Source organism: Pseudomonas sp. c313, assembly GCF_055407145.1.
Map to the genome: position 1 here is coordinate 439,604 of NZ_JBUZRD010000002.1, position 18,438 is coordinate 458,041.

General features: G+C 59.2%; 16 protein-coding genes and 1 pseudogene. 8 read left to right on the top strand and 9 right to left on the bottom strand.

The features are described 5' to 3' along the window. Positions 1-17: 17 nt before the first annotated feature. From ACZRKZ_RS06750 to ACZRKZ_RS06760, 3 genes are read right to left on the bottom strand one after another with little or no spacing between them, the layout of a single operon-like run. Positions 18-1,211 carry an acetyl-CoA C-acyltransferase gene (locus tag ACZRKZ_RS06750; protein ID WP_463968568.1) on the bottom strand — a complete coding sequence of 398 codons (1,194 nt, stop codon included), beginning with the start codon at positions 1,209-1,211 and terminating at the stop codon, positions 18-20. Positions 1,212-1,223: 12 nt separating this feature from the next. Continuing rightward, positions 1,224-1,991 (bottom strand): SDR family NAD(P)-dependent oxidoreductase, encoded by a 768-nt coding sequence (locus ACZRKZ_RS06755; RefSeq protein ID WP_463981141.1) that lies wholly within the window; start codon positions 1,989-1,991, stop codon positions 1,224-1,226. A gap of 22 nt (positions 1,992-2,013) precedes the next feature. After that, positions 2,014-3,678, bottom strand: coding sequence for an AMP-binding protein (locus ACZRKZ_RS06760; RefSeq protein ID WP_463968570.1), 1,665 nt, complete (start codon positions 3,676-3,678; stop codon positions 2,014-2,016). Positions 3,679-3,915: 237 nt separating this feature from the next. Between ACZRKZ_RS06760 and ACZRKZ_RS06765 the strand changes: the two genes are divergently transcribed. The 4 genes and pseudogenes from ACZRKZ_RS06765 to ACZRKZ_RS06780 all read left to right on the top strand — a co-directional run bounded on the left by ACZRKZ_RS06765 (position 3,916) and on the right by ACZRKZ_RS06780 (position 7,889). Then, positions 3,916-4,809 (top strand): bestrophin family protein, encoded by an 894-nt coding sequence (locus ACZRKZ_RS06765; RefSeq protein ID WP_463981142.1) that lies wholly within the window; start codon positions 3,916-3,918, stop codon positions 4,807-4,809. A 75-nt stretch (positions 4,810-4,884) separates the two neighbouring features. Then, positions 4,885-5,943, top strand: a complete 1,059-nt coding sequence (locus tag ACZRKZ_RS06770; RefSeq protein ID WP_463981143.1) for a tetratricopeptide repeat protein — start codon at positions 4,885-4,887, stop codon at positions 5,941-5,943. 123 nt (positions 5,944-6,066) lie between these two features. Further along, positions 6,067-6,192 (top strand): annotated as a pseudogene (locus ACZRKZ_RS06775) (ATPase domain-containing protein); the annotation flags it as partial. A 26-nt stretch (positions 6,193-6,218) separates the two neighbouring features. Then, positions 6,219-7,889, top strand: coding sequence for an ATP-binding protein (locus ACZRKZ_RS06780; protein WP_463981144.1), 1,671 nt, complete (start codon positions 6,219-6,221; stop codon positions 7,887-7,889). A 68-nt stretch (positions 7,890-7,957) separates the two neighbouring features. Here ACZRKZ_RS06780 and ACZRKZ_RS06785 read toward each other — a convergent pair whose 3' ends face one another. From ACZRKZ_RS06785 to ACZRKZ_RS06805, 5 genes are all read right to left on the bottom strand, one after another. Further along, positions 7,958-8,335, bottom strand: coding sequence for a response regulator (locus ACZRKZ_RS06785; protein ID WP_463968573.1), 378 nt, complete (start codon positions 8,333-8,335; stop codon positions 7,958-7,960). Between the two features lie 78 nt (positions 8,336-8,413). Further along, positions 8,414-9,607: a hybrid sensor histidine kinase/response regulator gene (locus tag ACZRKZ_RS06790; protein ID WP_463981145.1), complete on the bottom strand. Its 1,194-nt coding sequence runs from the start codon at positions 9,605-9,607 to the stop codon at positions 8,414-8,416. Further along, positions 9,601-10,206, bottom strand: a complete 606-nt coding sequence (locus tag ACZRKZ_RS06795) for a chemotaxis protein CheB (RefSeq protein ID WP_463981146.1) — start codon at positions 10,204-10,206, stop codon at positions 9,601-9,603. The genes ACZRKZ_RS06790 and ACZRKZ_RS06795 overlap by 7 nt, the downstream gene beginning before the upstream one ends. Beyond that, positions 10,203-11,018 (bottom strand): CheR family methyltransferase, encoded by an 816-nt coding sequence (locus tag ACZRKZ_RS06800; RefSeq protein ID WP_463968576.1) that lies wholly within the window; start codon positions 11,016-11,018, stop codon positions 10,203-10,205. Before ACZRKZ_RS06800 ends, ACZRKZ_RS06795 begins: the two co-directional genes overlap by 4 nt. Then, on the bottom strand, positions 11,019-14,513 hold the full coding sequence (locus tag ACZRKZ_RS06805) for a response regulator (RefSeq protein ID WP_463981147.1): 3,495 nt from the start codon (positions 14,511-14,513) through the stop codon (positions 11,019-11,021). A gap of 602 nt (positions 14,514-15,115) precedes the next feature. Between ACZRKZ_RS06805 and ACZRKZ_RS06810 the strand changes: the two genes are divergently transcribed. The 4 genes from ACZRKZ_RS06810 to ACZRKZ_RS06825 are packed head-to-tail and all read left to right on the top strand — an operon-like array spanning position 15,116 to position 17,274. Then, positions 15,116-15,475 carry a response regulator gene (locus ACZRKZ_RS06810; RefSeq protein WP_463981148.1) on the top strand — a complete coding sequence of 120 codons (360 nt, stop codon included), beginning with the start codon at positions 15,116-15,118 and terminating at the stop codon, positions 15,473-15,475. Beyond that, positions 15,472-15,606 (top strand): hypothetical protein, encoded by a 135-nt coding sequence (locus ACZRKZ_RS06815; RefSeq protein WP_463981469.1) that lies wholly within the window; start codon positions 15,472-15,474, stop codon positions 15,604-15,606. Before ACZRKZ_RS06810 ends, ACZRKZ_RS06815 begins: the two co-directional genes overlap by 4 nt. A gap of 9 nt (positions 15,607-15,615) precedes the next feature. Next, positions 15,616-15,846, top strand: coding sequence for a hypothetical protein (locus tag ACZRKZ_RS06820; RefSeq protein ID WP_463981149.1), 231 nt, complete (start codon positions 15,616-15,618; stop codon positions 15,844-15,846). A 27-nt stretch (positions 15,847-15,873) separates the two neighbouring features. Then, on the top strand, positions 15,874-17,274 hold the full coding sequence (locus tag ACZRKZ_RS06825) for a DUF1254 domain-containing protein (RefSeq protein WP_463981150.1): 1,401 nt from the start codon (positions 15,874-15,876) through the stop codon (positions 17,272-17,274). Between the two features lie 261 nt (positions 17,275-17,535). On the opposite strand, the gene ACZRKZ_RS06830 is transcribed toward ACZRKZ_RS06825, so the two are convergent. Then, positions 17,536-18,207, bottom strand: a complete 672-nt coding sequence (locus ACZRKZ_RS06830; RefSeq protein WP_463981151.1) for a DUF3313 domain-containing protein — start codon at positions 18,205-18,207, stop codon at positions 17,536-17,538. Between the last annotated feature and the right edge of the window lie 231 nt (positions 18,208-18,438).

Below are 18,438 nucleotides of genomic sequence, written 5' to 3' on the forward strand. Positions count from 1 at the left end.
CCTCTAAAATAAAAAGCTTAATACAGGCATTCAACGGCCATGGCCGTGGCTTCACCACCGCCGATGCAGATCGCGGCAACGCCGCGCTTGAGGCCCTTCTGGCGCAACGCCGAGAGCAACGTCACCAGAATCCTCGCGCCGGACGCACCAATCGGATGCCCCAGTGCGCAGGCGCCGCCGTGGATATTGACCTTGTCGTGGGGGATTTCCAGTTTGCTCATGGTCACCAGGCTGACCACGGCAAAGGCTTCGTTGATTTCAAACAAATCCACGTCACCCAGGTTCCAGCCGGTCTTGCTCATCAGTTTGCGAATCGCGCCCACTGGCGCCACCGGAAACAGACCGGGCTCATCGGCGAACGCCGCGTGACCGTGGATCACGGCCAAGGGCTTAAGCCCGCGCTTTTGCGCTTCGGATTGACGCATCAGCAGCAGTGCAGCGGCACCGTCGGAAATCGAACTGGAGTTGGCTGCCGTCACCGTACCGCCTTCGCGGAACGCCGGCTTCAGGGTGGCGATCTTGTCCGGCCTGGCCTTGGGCGGCTGTTCGTCGTCAGTGATAGTTTTCTGTTCCTTGCCGACGGTGACCTGCACCGGGACGATTTCGGCGGCAAAGCTACCGGTGCTGATCGCCTGCTGGGCACGGGTCAGGGAGGCAATGGCAAAGGCGTCCTGGGCTTCACGGGTAAAGCCGTGGTGCTCGGCGCAGTCTTCGGCAAAGGTGCCCATCAGGCGGCCCTTGTCGTAGGCGTCTTCCAGGCCGTCGAGGAACATGTGGTCGAGCACACGGCCGTGGCCCATGCGGTAACCGCTACGGGCGCGGTCCAGCAGGTACGGGGCGTTGGACATGCTTTCCATGCCGCCGGCGATAATCACATCGACGCTGCCTGCCAGCAGCGAATCATGGGCGAGGATGGTCGCTTCCATGCCCGAGCCGCACATCTTGTTGAGGGTGGTGCAGCGGGTCGATTTATCCAGGCCCGCGCCCAGGGCCGCCTGGCGTGCCGGGGCCTGGCCCAAACCCGCAGGGAGCACGCAACCGAACAGCACTTCATCTACGCCATCGCTGGCGATACCGGCGCGCTCGACAGCGGCGCGAATCGCGGCAGCGCCCAGTTGTGGCGCGGTCAAGCCCTTGAGGTCACCCTGGAAGCCGCCCATTGGGGTGCGCACGGCACTGACTATAACGATTGGATCGTGATTCTGAGTCATGACAAATCCTCCTTACTTGGCCGCCATGCGCAAGGCCCCGTCAAGACGGATCACCTCGCCGTTGAGCATGCTGTTTTCAATAATATGCCGCACCAACGCGGCGTACTCGCAGGGCTTGCCCAGGCGTGGCGGGAACGGTACGCCGGCCGCCAACGAGTCGCGCACTTCAGGCGTCATGCCAGCCATCATCGGGGTTTCGAAGATGCCCGGTGCAATCGTCATTACCCGAATGCCAAAGCGCGCCAACTCCCGTGCGGCAGGTAGGGTCAGGCTGGCAATCGCCCCCTTGGACGCAGCATAGGCCGCTTGGCCGACCTGGCCGTCAAAGGCCGCCACCGAAGCGGTGTTGATGATCACCCCGCGTTCGCCGTCAGCATTGGCCTCGGTTTCAGCAATGGCCGCTGCCGCGAGGCGCAACAGGTTGAAGCTGCCGATCAGGTTAACGTTGATCACCTGGGCAAAACTGGCCAAGGCATGCGGCCCGTTCTTGCCAAGGATTTTCTCACCGCGCACCACGCCCGCGCAGTTGACCAGCCCGTGCAAGCCGCCAAATGCCGCAACAGTGGCCTGCACCGCCGCGTCGGCAGCCGCTTCCTGGCTGATATCGGCCACCACGCTGCGGGCCTGATCGCCCAGTTTGCTGGCCTGAGCCGCCACGGCCTCTGCGTTCAAATCTACCAGCATCACCTTGGCACCCGCCGCCACCAACATTTCAGCGGTGGCCGCGCCGAGGCCCGAAGCCCCGCCGCTGACCAGAAAAACCTTGTTCTCAATCTGCATCATTGTTTCCTTGAAAATGGGATTACGCCGTGGTCACGGTCGCTTGTGACGCCTGGACCTTGGCGATTTCCTGGTTACGCAAAATAAAGCGCTGCAGCTTGCCGCTTGGCGTCTTCGGCAGTTCGCTGACAAATTCGATTTCCCGTGGGTACGAGTGCGCCGCCAGGCGCTTGCGCACATGTTGGCGCAGCTCTTCGGCCAACTCGGGGTCGGGGCGGTACTGGGCACTGATCACCACGAAGGCCTTGACCAGTTCGGTGCGTTGCGCATCCGGCTTGCCGACCACTGCGGCTTCGATCACTGCCGGGTGTTCGATCAGCGCGCTTTCCACGTCAAACGGGCCGACCCGGTAGCCGGAGGTGGTGATCACGTCATCGCTGCGCCCGACAAAGCTGATGCTGCCATCGGGGTTCAATTCCACGGTGTCGCCGCTGAGGTAGTACTGGCCAACAAACGCCTTGGTCTTGCCCCCTTCATAGCCGGCAAACCAGCACATCGGCGACTGATCGCGGTCGATGGCCAGAATCCCCGGCTGGCCGGCCGCCAGCTCCTGATGGTTGTCATCGAGCACCACGATACGGTGGCCCGGCGAGGCAAAACCGGCGGAGCCGACGTGCACCGGGTGATCCAGTCCGTGGTGGTTGCACAGCACCATGCCCAACTCGGTCTGGCCGTAGTGGTCATGAATGGTGACGCCCAGATTGTCGGCAAACCAGCGGATCACTTCCGGGTTTAGCGGCTCGCCGGCACTGCTGACAATACGCAGCTTGCCCTTGATCGAACGGGCGAACTGCTCGCCGCCAGCAATCAGCAGACGATAGGCCGTGGGCGACCCGGTGAGGTTGGTAATGCCATATTTGTTGATGACCCGGCAGGTGCTTTCCAGGGTGAACGGGCCGTCGTAGAAAGTGATCGGATGGCCCATGGACAACGGCCCGGTAACGCCAAAATAGATGCCGTAGGCCCAGCCCGGATCGGCGACGTTCCAGAACGCATCTTCGGGGCGCAAGTCCACCGCGTCGCGGGTGTAGCTCTGGAACGCGACAATCGCCTTGAGCGGCACTGCCAACGCTTTCGACGGGCCGGTGGTGCCAGAGGTGAACATCAGCAGAAACGGATCATCGGCGCCCAACAGTACCGGCTCGCAGACATTGGAGTAGTTGGGCAGCTCTGCCCAGAAGCTGAAATCACCACGAACAATGCCCTCACCCTTGGCACCCGTCACAGTGACGATGATCGGGCAATTCTCTACCTCGTTGAGTTTGGGACGGTTGACTGCGTCGGTGACTACCAGCGCCGCGCCGGAACTGCTTAGGCGGTGCTCGATGGCCTTGGGGCCGAAAGCGGTGAACAGCGGCTGATAGACCGCGCCAATGCGCCAGGTGGCGAGCACCGTCACCAGCAATTCAGCGGTGCGTGGCAAGAGCCCGGCGACCTTGTCACCGCGCTTGACGCCCTGGGCCAGCAGGAAGTTGGCGAAACGTGCCGCCTGGTCCTGCAGTTCGGTAAAGGTCGACGTGGCGCTGCGGCCGTCCTTGCCCTCCCAAAACAACGCAATACGGCCCGGCAGCGCGTGCCGATCGCAACATTCGATACAGGCATTAAGCCCTTGCAGGTGACCGGCCAGCGCGGCCTCGACGGTTTGCTGGTAGTTGAACTCGGTGGTAGCAGCCAAATAATCGCGCATCGTGGCAAATCCCTGTGTCTTTTGTTTTTTTGAGGGGGCGTGCTTTTGAGGGGTTAGACCGGGGAAATAGTCGCTCCAGAGCACTCAATGGACAATGGTCAAAGCTTTCAACATGGCTGACTGGTTTGGCCAATGGCGTCGTTCATAGAGCGCGCTGATCACCCGGTCGGCATAAGCGATTGGACGCCCTGCCCATCAGCTTTTAGTCTGAGGGCCTGCGCCACCCAGAGCCCCTCGATGATCGTTCGCCTCAAACCCAACCTGCTCGGCATTCTGTTTTCCCTCAAGGGCTCGGTTGCCAAGCGCATCGCCTTGCGCAGCCTGCTGGTGACGCTGCTGGCGTCAGTGATCGTACTGGTGGAGACGCTGCACCCGGCGTATTTCTCCAAGGTCAACGCCACGCCATTCACCCTGCTGGGGCTGTCCCTGTCGATTTTCATGAGTTTTCGCAATAACGCCTGTTACGACCGCTGGTGGGAAGGCCGCAAGCAATTGGGGCAAATGATCATCGAGGTGCGTTCGCTGATCCGGGAAACCCAGGTCTTCAATAACTGCGCCGAACACGAAGGGATACTTCGCGGTCTGTGCGGCTTTGCCCACGGACTGGTTGCCCGCTTGCGCCTGGAAGACGAGGCATGCGCTATCAAACCGTGGATCGCCATTGACTCAAACCACCCCAATCTGCCCGACAGCGTTCTGCAAGCCCTCGGTGCCCGCTGCTCAAGCTTGGCTGAACAGGGCTGTATCAGCGATTGGCGCTACACCCAGTTGGAAACCCGCCTAGTGGGCCTCAGCCAAGTCCAGGCCGCGTGCGAGCGGATCAAAAGTACACCGCTGCCGTTTCCCTACACCCTATTGCTGCATCGCACCATCTACCTGTTCTGCATTCTGCTGCCGTTTGCCATGGCCGAACCCCTGGGCTGGCTGACGCCGATTTTCACCGCCATCGTCAGCTACACCTTCTTTGGCCTGGACGAAATCGGCGACGATCTGGAAGACCCGTTCGGCTTCGACGAAAACGACCTGCCCTGCAATGCGATCGTACGCACCCTGGAACGGGAGATCCTCGCAGCCCTTGGCGAAACGTCACTGCCCCCAGCCATGGAGCCGGTGGACTACGTGCTGACGTGACGCCGGTTTGACACCCGTCGGTGTCTGGCCGAAGCTGATAGCTTTGTAATAGCTGCCCAGCTCTTGGACGCCTGCATGTCAAAGTCACGCCGTTACTCGATCATCGGTCTGTGCGCCCTGTTGTTTATTGTGCTGATCACCTGGTATTTCTCCCGCAGCACCACCGTAGCCGTCCCCGCGGCCATCGCCCATGGTTATTCCAAGGCCCTCAAGCAAGCCCATAACGGCGAGCCGGGGGCTGCGCGGGTGTTGTATCAACAGTTGGGCCGGGCGGACTTGACCGATGTGCGCCGCGCCGCCCTGCATGCCGAACTCGCCAACTACCCCAGCCCCCAGGCCCTGAAACTGGCGGACAAAGACCTGGCCAACGAGTCGCCACTGGTGCGCCAAGCGGCGATCAGCAGCATTGTCGGCCTGGTGCCCAGCGGCCAACGCACGCTGCTGCTCGGCCCGCTGCTTGATGATCAGGAGCAGAGCGTGCGCTTTGCCGCCGCCAACGCCTTGCTGGGCCTTTCACCGGACGCCTTGGGCCTTTACTTCGGACCCTTGCAGCAGGTGCTGGATGAATATGTAAAAGCACTAAAGAGCCAACCCGAAACGCCTGAAGGCTGGATTCAGCTGGCGCTCCTGTACATTCACAGCGCCCTGCTGCCCGACGCGCAAAATGCGCTGGAACAGGCCCTGCGCCTGGAACCGGACAACCTGCCGGCAGTGGTCGCACAAATCGAGCTGTTGGATAAGCAGGGCAAGGTCGACGACTCCCGCCAACTGTTGGCCAAACAACTGCAGGCCCACCCCGAATCGCCCTATCTGCAACACGCCTTGGGCATGTGGTTATTGCGCCACGGCGAGCGCGAGTACGCCCTGCTCGGCCTGTCCAAAGCGGTGGAGCTGGAACCAGACCATCAGGATTATCGCTATGACCTGGCCACCACCCTGCATGCCCAGCAGGAACTGGAAGCCGCCCAGCGCCAATTGGAAGAGATCGTCCAACGCCATCCCGCCAACCGCAAGGCGCGGGTGCTGCTGGTCAAATACTGGAAGGAAAGTGGCCAGTTGCAGAACGTCCAGGTGTTGCTGGCACAGCTTGAACAACAGAATCCGGACGACCCTGCATTGGCGCAAGGCCTGTAGGCCTCACGCCAACAAGTTGCAATTGGCACAAAACGTTGAACTGCCACACGGCGCCACGGTCAAGTGATTATGGCGCACCCAAACGGGCGTGTACTCCACTTGTACGTGGCCCGAGGGCACGCCTTGTCTACATCCAAAGAGCTGTTCACAGTAAAAGCGGCAACTGGCATTGAAGGCCTTGATGACATCCTTGCCGGCGGGCTATCGCGCAGCCACCTGTTCCTGCTCGAAGGTGAGCCGGGCACCGGCAACCCCTTGCTCAAGAATGAGCGCTCGTGAGTTATCTGCCAGCCATCTCCGAGCGCGCGATCATCCTCGCGGCGTTGGGACGCGATAGCTCGCTGGCGCTGAAGATGCTCAACGAAGCGGGGTTCAGCGGCGTCATCGTCGCCCATTTACAGGTGCTTTGCGACGAACTGGAGCAGGGTGCCGGATTGTTGGTCATCGCCGCCGAAGCCTTGCGAGGCGTTGACCTGGAGCCATTGCTCAACTACTTGCACCAACAGCCAGCCTGGTCCGACCTGCCCATTGTGTTGTTGACCCGTCACCGGGGCACCGAGCAAAACGCTTCGTCACACCTGAGTACCCGGCTGGGCAACATCACCCTGCTGGAGCGGCCCTTTCATACGGTCACGTTGATCAGCCTGGTGACCACCGCCCTGCGCAGTCGGCGCCGCCAGTATGAAGCCCGCGACCGCCTGATCGACCTGGGCCAGAGTGAGCTACGCCTGCAGCGCACCCTGGAGACCCTCGAACAACAGGTCGAGGACCGCACGGCGCAGTTGCGCAACAACGAAGAAGCCCTTCGCCAATCACAAAAAATGGAAGCCGTCGGCCAATTGACCGGCGGCATCGCCCACGACTTCAACAACCTGCTCACCGGGATCATCGGCAGCCTGGAGCTACTGCGAAGGCGGCTGGCTCGGGGCCGCACTGAAGATCTCAACAGCCTGATCGACCTGGGTGTTACCTCCGCCAACCGTGCCGCAGGCCTGACCCACCGCCTGCTGGCGTTTTCCCGTCGCCAGTCGCTGGATTCCAAACCGGTGGCGATCAACCACCTGGTGACGTCCATGGGCGAGTTGCTGCAACGTAGTCTCAACGAAAGCATCGCCCTCGACATGCGCTTGAGCGAGCAGCCATGGATCGCCGAAGCCGACCCCAATCAATTGGAAAGCGCCCTGCTCAACCTGGTCATCAACGCCCGGGATGCCATGCCCGACGGTGGACAGTTGGTAGTGGAAACCAGCAATCGGCACCTCGACAACGTCTTTACTGCCGCTTATGGCACGCTCACGCCTGGTGATTATGTGGAGCTGAGCGTCAGCGACACCGGCTGCGGCATGCCCGAAAGCGTGATCAGCCGGGCGTTTGATCCTTTCTTCACCACCAAGCCCATCGGCCAGGGCACCGGGTTGGGGCTATCGATGATCTATGGCTTTGCGCGGCAGTCCCACGGCCATGTGATGATCCACAGCACCGTGGGCGAAGGCACCACGGTCAGCCTGTTCCTGCCGCGTTTTGTCGGCGAAACGACCGTTGAAAAACCGATTAATCCCGCCTTGCTGCCTTTCGCCAACGCCGGCGAGACGGTGCTGATCGTCGAAGACGACCCGGCCGTGCGGGTGCTGGTCAGCGCCGTGCTGAGTGAACTGGGCTATGCCTTTGTAGAAGCTGGCGATGCCGACAGTGCCATGCCGATTATCGAATCCAGCCAACGGATTGACCTACTGATCAGCGACGTTGGCCTGCCGGGCATGAACGGCCGGCAACTGGCGGAAATCGGGCGGCAGATCAGACCGGACTTGAAGGTGTTATTTATCACGGGATATGCCGAACATGCGGCGGTGCGTGGTGGGTTCCTGGGCCCGGGGATGCAGTTGATCACCAAGCCGTTTACGTTTGATTTGTTGACAGCAAAGGTGCGGGAGATGATTCGGGCATGATTTTGATCGGGGCTTCGCTGCCCATGGGTGACAAAACCCTCCTCGCCTCCAGGCAGGATTAGCCAACTTTAAGCCAGTAACCGCTGGATATGTTCCTGCAACGTATCCAGATCAAACGGTTTGGCCAGGATCGGCGCATTGCGGGTGATCGGACTGTTGCAATCCAGGATTTCCTGCGGATAACCACTGATAAAGATGACTTTCAATTCCGGCCGCAACTTCATGGCAGGTTCAGCGATTTGCACCCCGGAAATGCCGCCAGGAAGGCGATAGTCGGTGACCATCAAGTCCAGGTGCGGCTTGCTGGCGAGGATTTCGAAGGCCTGCTCGCCATCGACCGCCTTTAAAACCCGATACCCCTGCCCCGACAGGTACTCGCCCAATACGAACATTATTGACTCGTCATCTTCGACGATCAGTACAACGTCTTGTGCATCTTCACTCATGGGAAGCCTTTGTCCGGTCAATTGCTGCTGATACGACCATAGGGTCACGCGGAGGTTGCGTTGGATATGCGATTGATTTCACGTACTGGCCTCAAGGGGCAGGCACACGCGAAACAATGCACCCTCACCTATCCGGCTCTCGACTTCAATCGTCCCACCATGAGCCGCGACGATCTGCTCGGAAATAAACAGCCCCAGACCCAGTCCTGCCGCCGCATGATTAACGGAGACCCGCTCGAACTGCTGAAAAATTCGCTTCTGATTGTCTTCGCTGATGCCTATCCCGCGATCACGAACTTCGACCCGGGCTTCGCCATGCGCGGTGTACACCCTTACGTCCACCGGACTCTTGGCGCCGTAACGCAGCGCGTTGGTCAACAGGTTAGACACTACCTGCTCGATGCGAAACTCATCCCAGTTGCCTTCCACCGGCAGCGGCGCATCCAATTGCACCGAGGACTCGGCTGCCGTCACTTGCGGGGCAAAGTTCTCCAGCAGGTTGCGCACCAGTTGCGCGAGGTCAAAGCGCCCGGGGCGAATCGACAGCTTGCCGGTACGAATACGCGACACATCAAGCATGTCTTCGATCAAGCGGATAAGGCTCTGAATCTGTCGCTCATCGCGATCGACCATGGCGTGCATCTTGTCCAGCGTAAAGGCCGCAGCGTTGTCCCGGGCCAGGTGCATCTTGCGCAACTGGGTTTCCAGAATCAGCCCATTGAGGGGCGTGCGTACTTCGTGGGCGACGATCGACATAAAGTCATCGCGCATGCGCACCGCCTGCTCAAGCTGCGCCTGGGTGGCCTGCAAGCGCATAAGCAAGGCTTCCTGCTCGCGGCGGCTCTGCTCCAGGGCTTCGACCTGCTGCTTCATGGCCTTACTCTGGCGATACAGGTCGACGAAGACATTGACCTTGCTCTTGACCGCATGGATATCCAGCGGCTTGTGCAGGAAGTCCACCGCACCGCTCTCATAGCCCTTGAAGGCATAGTTCAACTCGCGACCTGCGGCACTGACAAATACGATAGGGATGTTCTTGGTCTTTTCCGTGCCGCGCATCAGTTCGGCCAGTTCGAAGCCGTTCATGCCGGGCATCTGCACGTCGAGAATGGCCATGGCGAACTCGTGTTCGAGCAACAGCGACAAGGCCTCGTCGGCGCTCAGCGCCTTGTAGACCTGACGATCCTCACGCTTGATCAGCGCTTCAAGGGCCAGCAGGTTTTCCGGCAGATCATCGACGATCAGCAGTTTGGCCTGGATAGTACTTAGCATGGGGATGATTCCAGGGAAGCCAACAAGGCGCCGATACGGCTCAAGGTAAGAACATGGTCGGGAATATGCAACGCCAGGGCCGCTCGGGGCATGACCGTCGCCTGCGCCTCCGCCGGGTCCTGGACCACAGTGGTGCCGCCGTATTGCTTGACGTGGGCCAGGCCTTGGGCGCCGTCCTGGTTGGCGCCGGTGAGCAGTATCGCCAACAGGCCTGTGCCATAGGTATCGGCGGCCGACTCAAACAAGTAATCAATGGCTGGGCGCGAGTAGTGCACACGGTCCTCCTGGCTCAATGACAGACTGCGGTCATGTTCCACCGACAAATGATAACCGGGACCGGCAAAATACAAAGTGCCGGCCTCGATCAGCTCCTTGTCGCGCGCTTCCCTGACCGGTATCGGCAGGCGGCGGGCAAAGACTTCAGCCAGTAGGCTGCAACGCTCATCGGGCAAATGCAGGACGGTAATGATTGGCAGGCCGAAGCCCTTGGGCAAGGCGCCGAAAATGTTCAGCAACGCCTCGACACCACCTGCGGATGCCCCTATGACAATGGCTTCGATACCAGGCGCGTACAACTGGCCTGTAGCGGCTTCATTCATGATTTTCGGTAGATCCGCTCTTGCTTGACCAGGGGTTCGAACTGTTTGCTGTAGCTGGAAAAATCCAGGGTTTCCTTGCTGCCCAGCACCAGGAAGCCACGATGGCACAGCGACTCATGAAACAATCCAAACGCCCTATCCTGCAACTTTTTATTGAAATAAATCAGCACGTTACGACATGAAATTAACTGCGTTTCAGAAAATACGCTATCGGTCGCCAGGCTGTGATCGGCGAAGGTAACGTTCTCTCGCAGGCTTTTGTCGAAGATCGCGTAATCGTAAGCCGCCGTGTAATAGTCGGCAAACGAACGCTTTCCACCGGCCTGCTGATAGTTATGGGTGTAGGCACGGATATTTTCCAGGGAGAAAATTCCTTGCTTGGCTTTTTCCAGGGAGCTGGGGTTGATATCGGTGGCGTAGATAATCGTGCGTTCCAGCAAACCCTCTTCCCGCAGAAGAATGGCCATGGAGTACACCTCTTCGCCGGTGCTGCAACCGGCGATCCAGATCTTGATCGACGGGTAGGTCTTGAGCAGCGGCACCACTTCCTGGCGTATCGCCAGAAAGTGCGAGGGGTCGCGAAACATCTCGCTGACGGGAATGGTCAGAAATTGCAGCAACTGCATGAACGCCGTAGGGTCGTGCAACACCCGTTCCTGCAGGGCCGAAATGGTCTTGCAGTCGAACTGGCGCAAGGCATGGGCGACGCGGCGCTTGACCGACGCGCCGGAGTAGTCGCGAAAGTCATAGCTGTACTTGAGGTAAATCGCCTCAATCAACAGACGCAGTTCGATGTCAGTGTTTCGTTCCAATTAAATACGTTCCATCTTTGGTAGCCACACACGGATCAACGAAAACAGTCGATCAAGGTCGATGGGCTTGGCCAGGTAATCGTTGGAGCCTGCCGCCAGGCAGCGCTCCTGATCATCCTTCATGGCCTTGGCCGTCACCGCGATGATCGGCAGCTTGCGCCAGCGCGGGTCCTGGCGGATCAGCGCGGTGGCTTCGTAGCCGTCCATCTCCGGCATCATCACGTCCATCAGAACCAGGTCAATGTCATCGATTTCATTGAGTTTTTCGATCGCCTCACGGCCGTTACGGCCAATGACCACAATCGCGCCCTTATGTTCCAGGGCGCTGGTGAGGGCGAAGATATTGCGTACATCGTCGTCCACCAACAGCACCTTGCGTCCCTCGAAAACCTTGTCGCGGCTGCGGGCGGTCTTGAGCATCTTCTGGCGTTCATGGGACAACTGGGATTCGACTTTGTGCAGAAAAAGTGTCACCTCGTCCAGCAAACGTTCAGGTGAGCGAGCGCCTTTGATGATGATCGAGCGTGAATACTTGCGCAGTTCCGCCTCTTCATCACGGGTCAGGTTGCGCCCGGTGTAAACAATCACCGGCGGGAACGAACAGATATCCTCGGTAGACATGCGTTTGAGCAGCTCGTTGCCGAGCATATCCGGTAGCTTCAAATCGATGATCATGCAGTCGTAGATGTTAGTGCGCAGCAGGTCCAGGGCTTCCTGGGCGAAGCCTACGGCAGTGATCTCGATGTCATCGTCGCCGATCAGGCGGGCAATACTGTCGCGCTGCAGGTCGTCGTCTTCCACCAGCAGGATACGTTTGACCTTCTGGGTCAGCTTGGCTTCCAGGCGGGCGAACACATCCTTGAGTTCTTCGCGGGTGGTCGGTTTGACCGCATAACCGATGGCGCCCATGTGCATCGCGGCTTCCACCCGGTCTTCCACGGAAATCACGTGCACCGGAATGTGCCGGGTCCCTGCGTGCTCCTTGAGACGTTGCAGCACAGTTAGCCCGGAATGGTCCGGCAGGCGCATGTCCAGCAGGATCGCGTCGGGAATGAATTGTTCGGCCAGGTTGTAACCTTCGTCCGCGCCGTGGGCTACCAGGCACTGGTAACCCAACTCATGGGCCAGGTCGAAGAGGATGCCCGCAAAGTTCGGCTCATCTTCCACCACCAGGATGCAGCGGGTAGCAAAGGGGGCCTTGTCGCGGTCATCGGCAAAGCGTGGAATCAACACCTCTTGGGCTATCGGCAGCGGCGAGACCTTGATGCTTGCCGGCGCGGGGGCGGCAACAGCCCGAGGCTGCTCGACGACCGGAGAGTCTTCGTCGCGCTCAACATACTGTTCCGGCAGCACCAGAGTAAAGATACTGCCCTGGCCCAGCTCGCTGGTGACGCTGATATACCCGCCCAGCAAGGTCGCCAGGTCCCGGGAAATCGACAGCCCCAGCCCAGTGCCGCCGTAGCGGCGATTGGTGGTGCCGTCGGCCTGGCGGAAGGCTTCGAAGATGCTTTCCTGCTGATCCGGGGCGATGCCGATCCCCGAGTCGCGCACGGTGAAGGCTATGCCCTCCCCTGGCGCACGCGACGCCGTCAAGCTGACCTGACCGTGCTCGGTGAACTTGACCGCATTGGACAGCAGGTTCTTGAGAATTTGCTCCAGTCGCTGGCAATCGGTGAACAGCATCAGCGGTGCGCCTTCCTGCACCTCCACCTGGAAGGCCAGCTTGCGGTCGGCCGCCAGCGGTTCGAACATCCCGCGCAAGCCGTCCACCAGGCGCGCCACACTGGTGTTTTCCGGGCGCATTTCCAGCTTGCCGGCCTCCACCTTGGAGATATCGAGGATGTCGTTGATCAGGTTGAGCAAGTCATTACCGGCCGAATAAATCGACTCGGCAAACTTGACCTGCTCGGCGCTGAGGTTTTCCTGGGGGTTCTCGGCCAGCAATTTGGCCAGGATCAACGAACTGTTGAGCGGTGTGCGCAACTCGTGGGACATGTTGGCGAGGAATTCGGACTTGTACTTGCTGGAGCGCTGCAACTCGTCGGCGCGATCTTGCAATTCAGTCTGGGCCAGTTTGAGTTCACCGTTTTTGCGGTCCATGGCATCGCGCTGGTCGGCCAGGGTCTCGGTCTGCTCGGCCAGTTGTTCATTGGTCTGTTCAAGCTCGGCCTGCTGGGTTTCCAGGTGAGTCTGGGACTCCTTGAGGATGCGCGACTGCTCTTCCAGCTCTTCGTTCGCCGTCTTGAGTTCTTCCTGTTGCACTTGCAGCTCTTCGTTGAGCTGCTGGGTCTCGGCCAGCACTTCCTGCAAGCGCTGGCGATAACGCGCGGCTTCGATGGAGGTGCCGATGTTGCCGGCAATCAGCTCCAGCAACTCGACATCGCGCTCGTCGAGGGGACGCAGAAAGCCCAGCTCGATCACACCGTTAACACGATCATCGTCGCTGGTAGGCACCACCAGCACACTACGCGTCACGCCCTCCCCCAGGCCCGAACTGACCTTGAAGTAGTCCACCGGCACGTCATCCAGACGAATCAACCGGCCCTGTTGGGCAGATTGGCCGACGATGCCCTCATTACTGTAGATCGACTGTTCCTGCTGTTCCTGTTCACGGGAGAAGCCATAGGTGGCCACTCGCTTCAGACCGCCGTGCTCTTCACGTACATACAGTGCAGCGACCACCGTGCCCATGTATTGGGCAAAGAACTGCAGGATGTTGCGGCCCAGCAGGTCCAGGGTCAGTTGCCCCAGCACCTGTTCTGCCAGTTCGGTCTGGCCGCTGCGTAGCCAGGCTTGCTGTTCCAGGCGTTTGGCTATCTTCTGTTGTGACGCGAGACTTGTGCTGTAACTCTCTGAAAGTGCTAAGAGATTTTTTCTACCAATGTACGCCAGGAAACCACTGAGCCCGATCACGAGCAGCAGATAAAGGGTGACGCTCATCACCGTGGTGCGGGTGACATCTTCATTACGGTTGATCCGCAGCTGTTGCTCCATGGCCACCGCTTGGTCGTATTCCTTGCGCATTTCGTCAGTCAGGCGCTTGCCCCGGCCGGCCTGGACCGCCGCCCGGTAATCACCGCTCTCGCGACGCAGGCTGATCATTGCCTGGGCGTAGCCGTTCCATTCCATCTGCAAGGACTCCAGGCGCTTGAGACGGTCAACCTGTTGCGGATTGTCGGCCACCAATTCCTGCAACCCGCGCAGGTCAGAAATGATCCGCGGCTTGGCGACCTCATAAGGGTCGAGGAAATGCTCGTCGCCGGTGATCAGGAAGCCGCGCATTCCGGTTTCCAGGTCGATGGTCTGCTTCGACGTCTCATTGAGATTGTTGATCACCCGGTCCGTGTGCCCGACCCATTGAATCACCGACAACAAGTAAGAGATCAAGCAAACGAAAAATACCGCACTAAGCACGCCAACGCTCAGTGGCAGGGCCACGTTACGGCTCAGAAGCTTGCGGAAACTTTTCTCATCGACTGACGACGCAGGAATCATGGGCATGCCTTGGCCAAAGTACGGAAAAACAAGGAGTTTGCCCCAAAGTCGCGCTTGAACGCTATTTTTCTGCCAACCATGGCCACCGTGATTACGTAACTCATTGAGAAATCAACGAGAGATGGCGACGCTCACATCCAGTCACTGTCCCGGCTCAACAATATTCCCAGTCGATAACGCCTTCCCCCTCCGCAGATCAAATACCCGTCCAATTGAACAATCCGCCACTGGTCATTGCGCCAGGCTCATCGCAACAGCCGGACAATCCTTCAGCCGTATGGCGCAAACCGTGCCAATCCGGAATACAAATTTGCGGAGTCCAACGAATTGGAGCTGATGAACACCACTGGGAAACTCGATAGCCTCACTAGTTTTTTTGCCAACGCTATATAAATACAGCGGGCCTGGCAGGCATCCTCTGGATGGCTGCCAGGTATTCTGCGGCCACCCCGTTGGGCGACACGCCCGAGCGAGAAAATCCTTTGCAATGCCCTCACAATGCCGTCACTGTTTCGGGAGCTTACCGGTCCTGGCATGATTCATTGGAAGATGGTCTTTCAACCCATCAAGACCTGTACCTCCACTTCTTGGGAACCTTCACTATGTCCGCCGCTGCCTCCACCATCCTTGTAGTCGAAGACGACGCCATCGTGCGCATGTTGATCGTCGATGTCCTCGAAGAGCTGGGGTACCTGGTGCTTGAAGCCGCAGATGCCGCAGCTGCCCTGATGATCATCAAAAAGTCCGAACAGGTGATCGACCTGATGATGACCGACGTCGGCTTGCCGGATATGAATGGCCAGGAACTGGCCGGCAAGGCCCGTGAATTGCGTCCCACCCTGCCCATATTGTTTGCCAGCGGCTATGCCGAAAGCATTGATGTGCCAGCAGGCATGCAGGTGATTGGCAAGCCATTTTCCATCGACCAGTTGCGGGACAAGGTAAAGTCCATCCTGGCTTGAACCCCTTTCCCCTCACCGGCGGCAATATTTTCAACGCTTTCGTCAAACCCCAGTGGACCGTTGCCCGCAAAGGCGATGGCTTGCCACAGTTCACCCTGTTTGCCGGGATCAACGTGACCTTCGGAAAATAAGGACGTGATATGCATGCCTTGATTCGCAATGCCGGATTCAGCCTGTTGGCCCTGTCGGCCAGTTGTGGTGTGGGTGTACAGGCCCAGGGGCTCGACACCCGCATCGCAAAAGACTTCCAGAACAACTGGGTGCAAACTCTGCCGGGCAAGCCCTGGTTCAGCTATTTACGACTGTCTGCGCCCACCCAGGTCTACCTCGATAACAGCTGGAAACCCGACGACATCACCCCGGCTCTCTAATAAAGAGCCTAGTAAGGACGCAACAACATGATTGGAAAACCGACCCGCCTGCTGCTGGCGAGCCTCTCGATACTCATGAGCACCAGCGCCTGGGCCGATTTCACGGCCACACCCAGCGAAGCCCGGGCCATCGCCAAGGAAGCGTATCTGTACGGCTTCCCGGTGGTAGAAATGTACAAAACCCTCTACACCCAAGCGGTGGACAAGAGTGGTGCCAACTTCAAGGCGTCGTTCAACCACATCGGCAACACTGCCCAGGTTTTCACGCCCAAGGACACCGCGTTCGTCACCCCCAATTCGGACACGCCCTACTCCTTCGTCTGGCTGGATTTGCGCCGTGAGCCCGTGGTGCTGACCCTGCCGAAAATCGATGAAAGCCGCTATTACTCGGTGCAGTTGATCGACCTCTACACGCAAAACTTCGCCTACCTGGGCACCCGCAGTACCGGCAACAACGGCGGGCACTACATGATTGCCGGCCCGAGCTGGAAAGGTCAGCAGCCGGTGAACATCGACCGGGTGGTGTATAGCGAAAGCAACATCGCCTACGCGCTGTACCGCACTCAGCTGTTCGACGACAAGGACCTGGGCAAGGTCAAGCAGATCCAGGCCGGTTACAAGGTCCAGTCCCTGAGCAGCTACGTGAAACAACCGGCCCCGGCCAATACGGCGAAAATCCAATGGCCCAAACCCACCCCCAACATGAGCGACAGCCCGCAGCTGTTTCGCTACCTCAACTTCATGCTGGCCTTCGCCGCGCCCCAGGACAGTGAAAAAGACACCCTGGTGCGCTTCGCCAAAATCGGCATCGCCCCTGGGGCACCGTTCAAGGTCGCCCAACTGAGCGCCGAACAGCGCAAGGCCCTGGAAGACGGGATCGCCGACGGCAAGGCTGAGTTCGCCACCTTCAAGAAAGACAAGGTCGACAGCCACCAAGTGTCCAGCGGTGATCTGTTCGGCAGCCGCGACCACCTGAAAAACAATTACCTGTACCGCTACGCCGGTGCCGACATGGGGATTTTCGGTAACTCCACCGATGAAGCGGCATACATGGGCTACTTCGTCGACAGCGAAGGCAAACCCGCCAACGGTGCCAAGCGCAGCTACACCCTGCACTTTGCCAAGGACCAATTGCCGCCGACCGATGCCTTCTGGTCGCTGACGATGTACGACGGCAAGAGCAAACTGCTGGTGCCCAACCACAAGAAGCGCTACCTGATCAATTCGCGGATGTTGCCCGGCCTCAAGCTTGATGCCGACGGCGGCCTGACGCTGATGGTGCAACATCACGAGCCGCCGAAAGCCGAACAAAGCAACTGGTTGCCCGCACCACCCGGTCCATTTTACACCGTGCTGCGCATTTACCTGCCCAAGCCTGAGGTGGGTAGCGGCCAGTGGAAGCTGCCACTGCTGACCCCGATGAAGTAACACCCGCACATCCCTGACGTCAGGCCGAAGCAAGGAGTAGAGCCATGGTTTTACCGGCGATTGACCAACTTCTGCCTGGCCTACTGTGGCGAGCGGGCTTGCCCCCCTCTGGGGCTGCAGGCATAGGCTGGGCTGGGTACATATCCGCTATTTTGGTCAGGGCTGCATAGGGTTACACCCTTACCGCAACAACGGATATGTACTCAGAACCGAACCTGCCCCCTCAGCTATCAGCAACCTCAAGAGATGTGTAGCTAGCGATCACTTGCCCTTGAGTTTGAGATACGACTGGTGCATATCCGACGCCCAGCCATCAATCACATTCTTCACATCTTCGGGCTTCATCACTTGGGCATCATTTTCCAATTCCTTACCGGTGCCTTTGCGCACCACTTGCGCCACCACCTGGTTGGTATCGCCATCAAGGAACACCGCTTCGGTGCCCAGGGTGGTTTCCTCGTCGCGCCCGCCTGATGCCGTGTTCACCGCCGCTGCCACCAACGCGATAGGGATCAGTTCGTAGGGCTTGAGGCCTTCGGCCTTGCTGCTGACGGCGGTGATCGCCGCGCGCACTACAATGATTGCAGGGCCGGGGCCGTTGGCCAGCGGCAATGATTTACTCAGTTCACGCCTGAGGGCCTCGTTATAGTAAGCATTGATGCCGTTCAGGGTTGCCTGGGGAATCTTGGTGGTAGCCTGGGGTTGCGGGTAAAACTGGGTGGGTTCGATATACACGGCGGTGTAGCGGCGCAGATTCAACTTGGGATCGACCCAGCGCATCACCTCCACACCCGACGGTGACTTGGCTTCTTGCAGCTTGCCGTAGTCCTTGAGAAATCCGGAGTACTCGTCCGGTTGCGTGACCTTGCTGGCACAACCCACCACCCCGATCGAGGCGATGCATAGTGTACTGATCATTAGCCCTAGCTTCATGGCACAACTCCTTGACAGTCATCGTCTGAACACTGAGCTGTAGGTATAGCCAACTCTGGCGAAATAACCCGTTTTCCATTCACGACTACGGGATACTCCACAGCGCTGATTTGACAGACCGATGGCCTGCGTCAGGGCTGCATACCGCCCAGGTCAAGGACTGACAAGGTTCGCGCCATCAATTGGCGATGCAGGAGGCCACGTCCAAGACGGTGCTGGCCGACTTCAAGG

Coding starts and splice junctions, on each gene's coding strand:
- ACZRKZ_RS06820 (WP_463981149.1), top strand. CDS start 15,616: ATGCATGCCTTGATTCGCAATGCCGGATTCAGCCTGTTGGCCCTGTCG.
- ACZRKZ_RS06755 (WP_463981141.1), bottom strand. CDS start 1,991: ATGCAGATTGAGAACAAGGTTTTTCTGGTCAGCGGCGGGGCTTCGGGC.
- ACZRKZ_RS06750 (WP_463968568.1), bottom strand. CDS start 1,211: ATGACTCAGAATCACGATCCAATCGTTATAGTCAGTGCCGTGCGCACC.
- ACZRKZ_RS06805 (WP_463981147.1), bottom strand. CDS start 14,513: ATGATTCCTGCGTCGTCAGTCGATGAGAAAAGTTTCCGCAAGCTTCTG.
- ACZRKZ_RS06785 (WP_463968573.1), bottom strand. CDS start 8,335: ATGAGTGAAGATGCACAAGACGTTGTACTGATCGTCGAAGATGACGAG.
- ACZRKZ_RS06795 (WP_463981146.1), bottom strand. CDS start 10,206: ATGAATGAAGCCGCTACAGGCCAGTTGTACGCGCCTGGTATCGAAGCC.
- ACZRKZ_RS06765 (WP_463981142.1), top strand. CDS start 3,916: ATGATCGTTCGCCTCAAACCCAACCTGCTCGGCATTCTGTTTTCCCTC.
- ACZRKZ_RS06760 (WP_463968570.1), bottom strand. CDS start 3,678: ATGCGCGATTATTTGGCTGCTACCACCGAGTTCAACTACCAGCAAACC.
- ACZRKZ_RS06825 (WP_463981150.1), top strand. CDS start 15,874: ATGATTGGAAAACCGACCCGCCTGCTGCTGGCGAGCCTCTCGATACTC.
- ACZRKZ_RS06770 (WP_463981143.1), top strand. CDS start 4,885: ATGTCAAAGTCACGCCGTTACTCGATCATCGGTCTGTGCGCCCTGTTG.
- ACZRKZ_RS06810 (WP_463981148.1), top strand. CDS start 15,116: ATGTCCGCCGCTGCCTCCACCATCCTTGTAGTCGAAGACGACGCCATC.
- ACZRKZ_RS06790 (WP_463981145.1), bottom strand. CDS start 9,607: ATGCTAAGTACTATCCAGGCCAAACTGCTGATCGTCGATGATCTGCCG.
- ACZRKZ_RS06830 (WP_463981151.1), bottom strand. CDS start 18,207: ATGAAGCTAGGGCTAATGATCAGTACACTATGCATCGCCTCGATCGGG.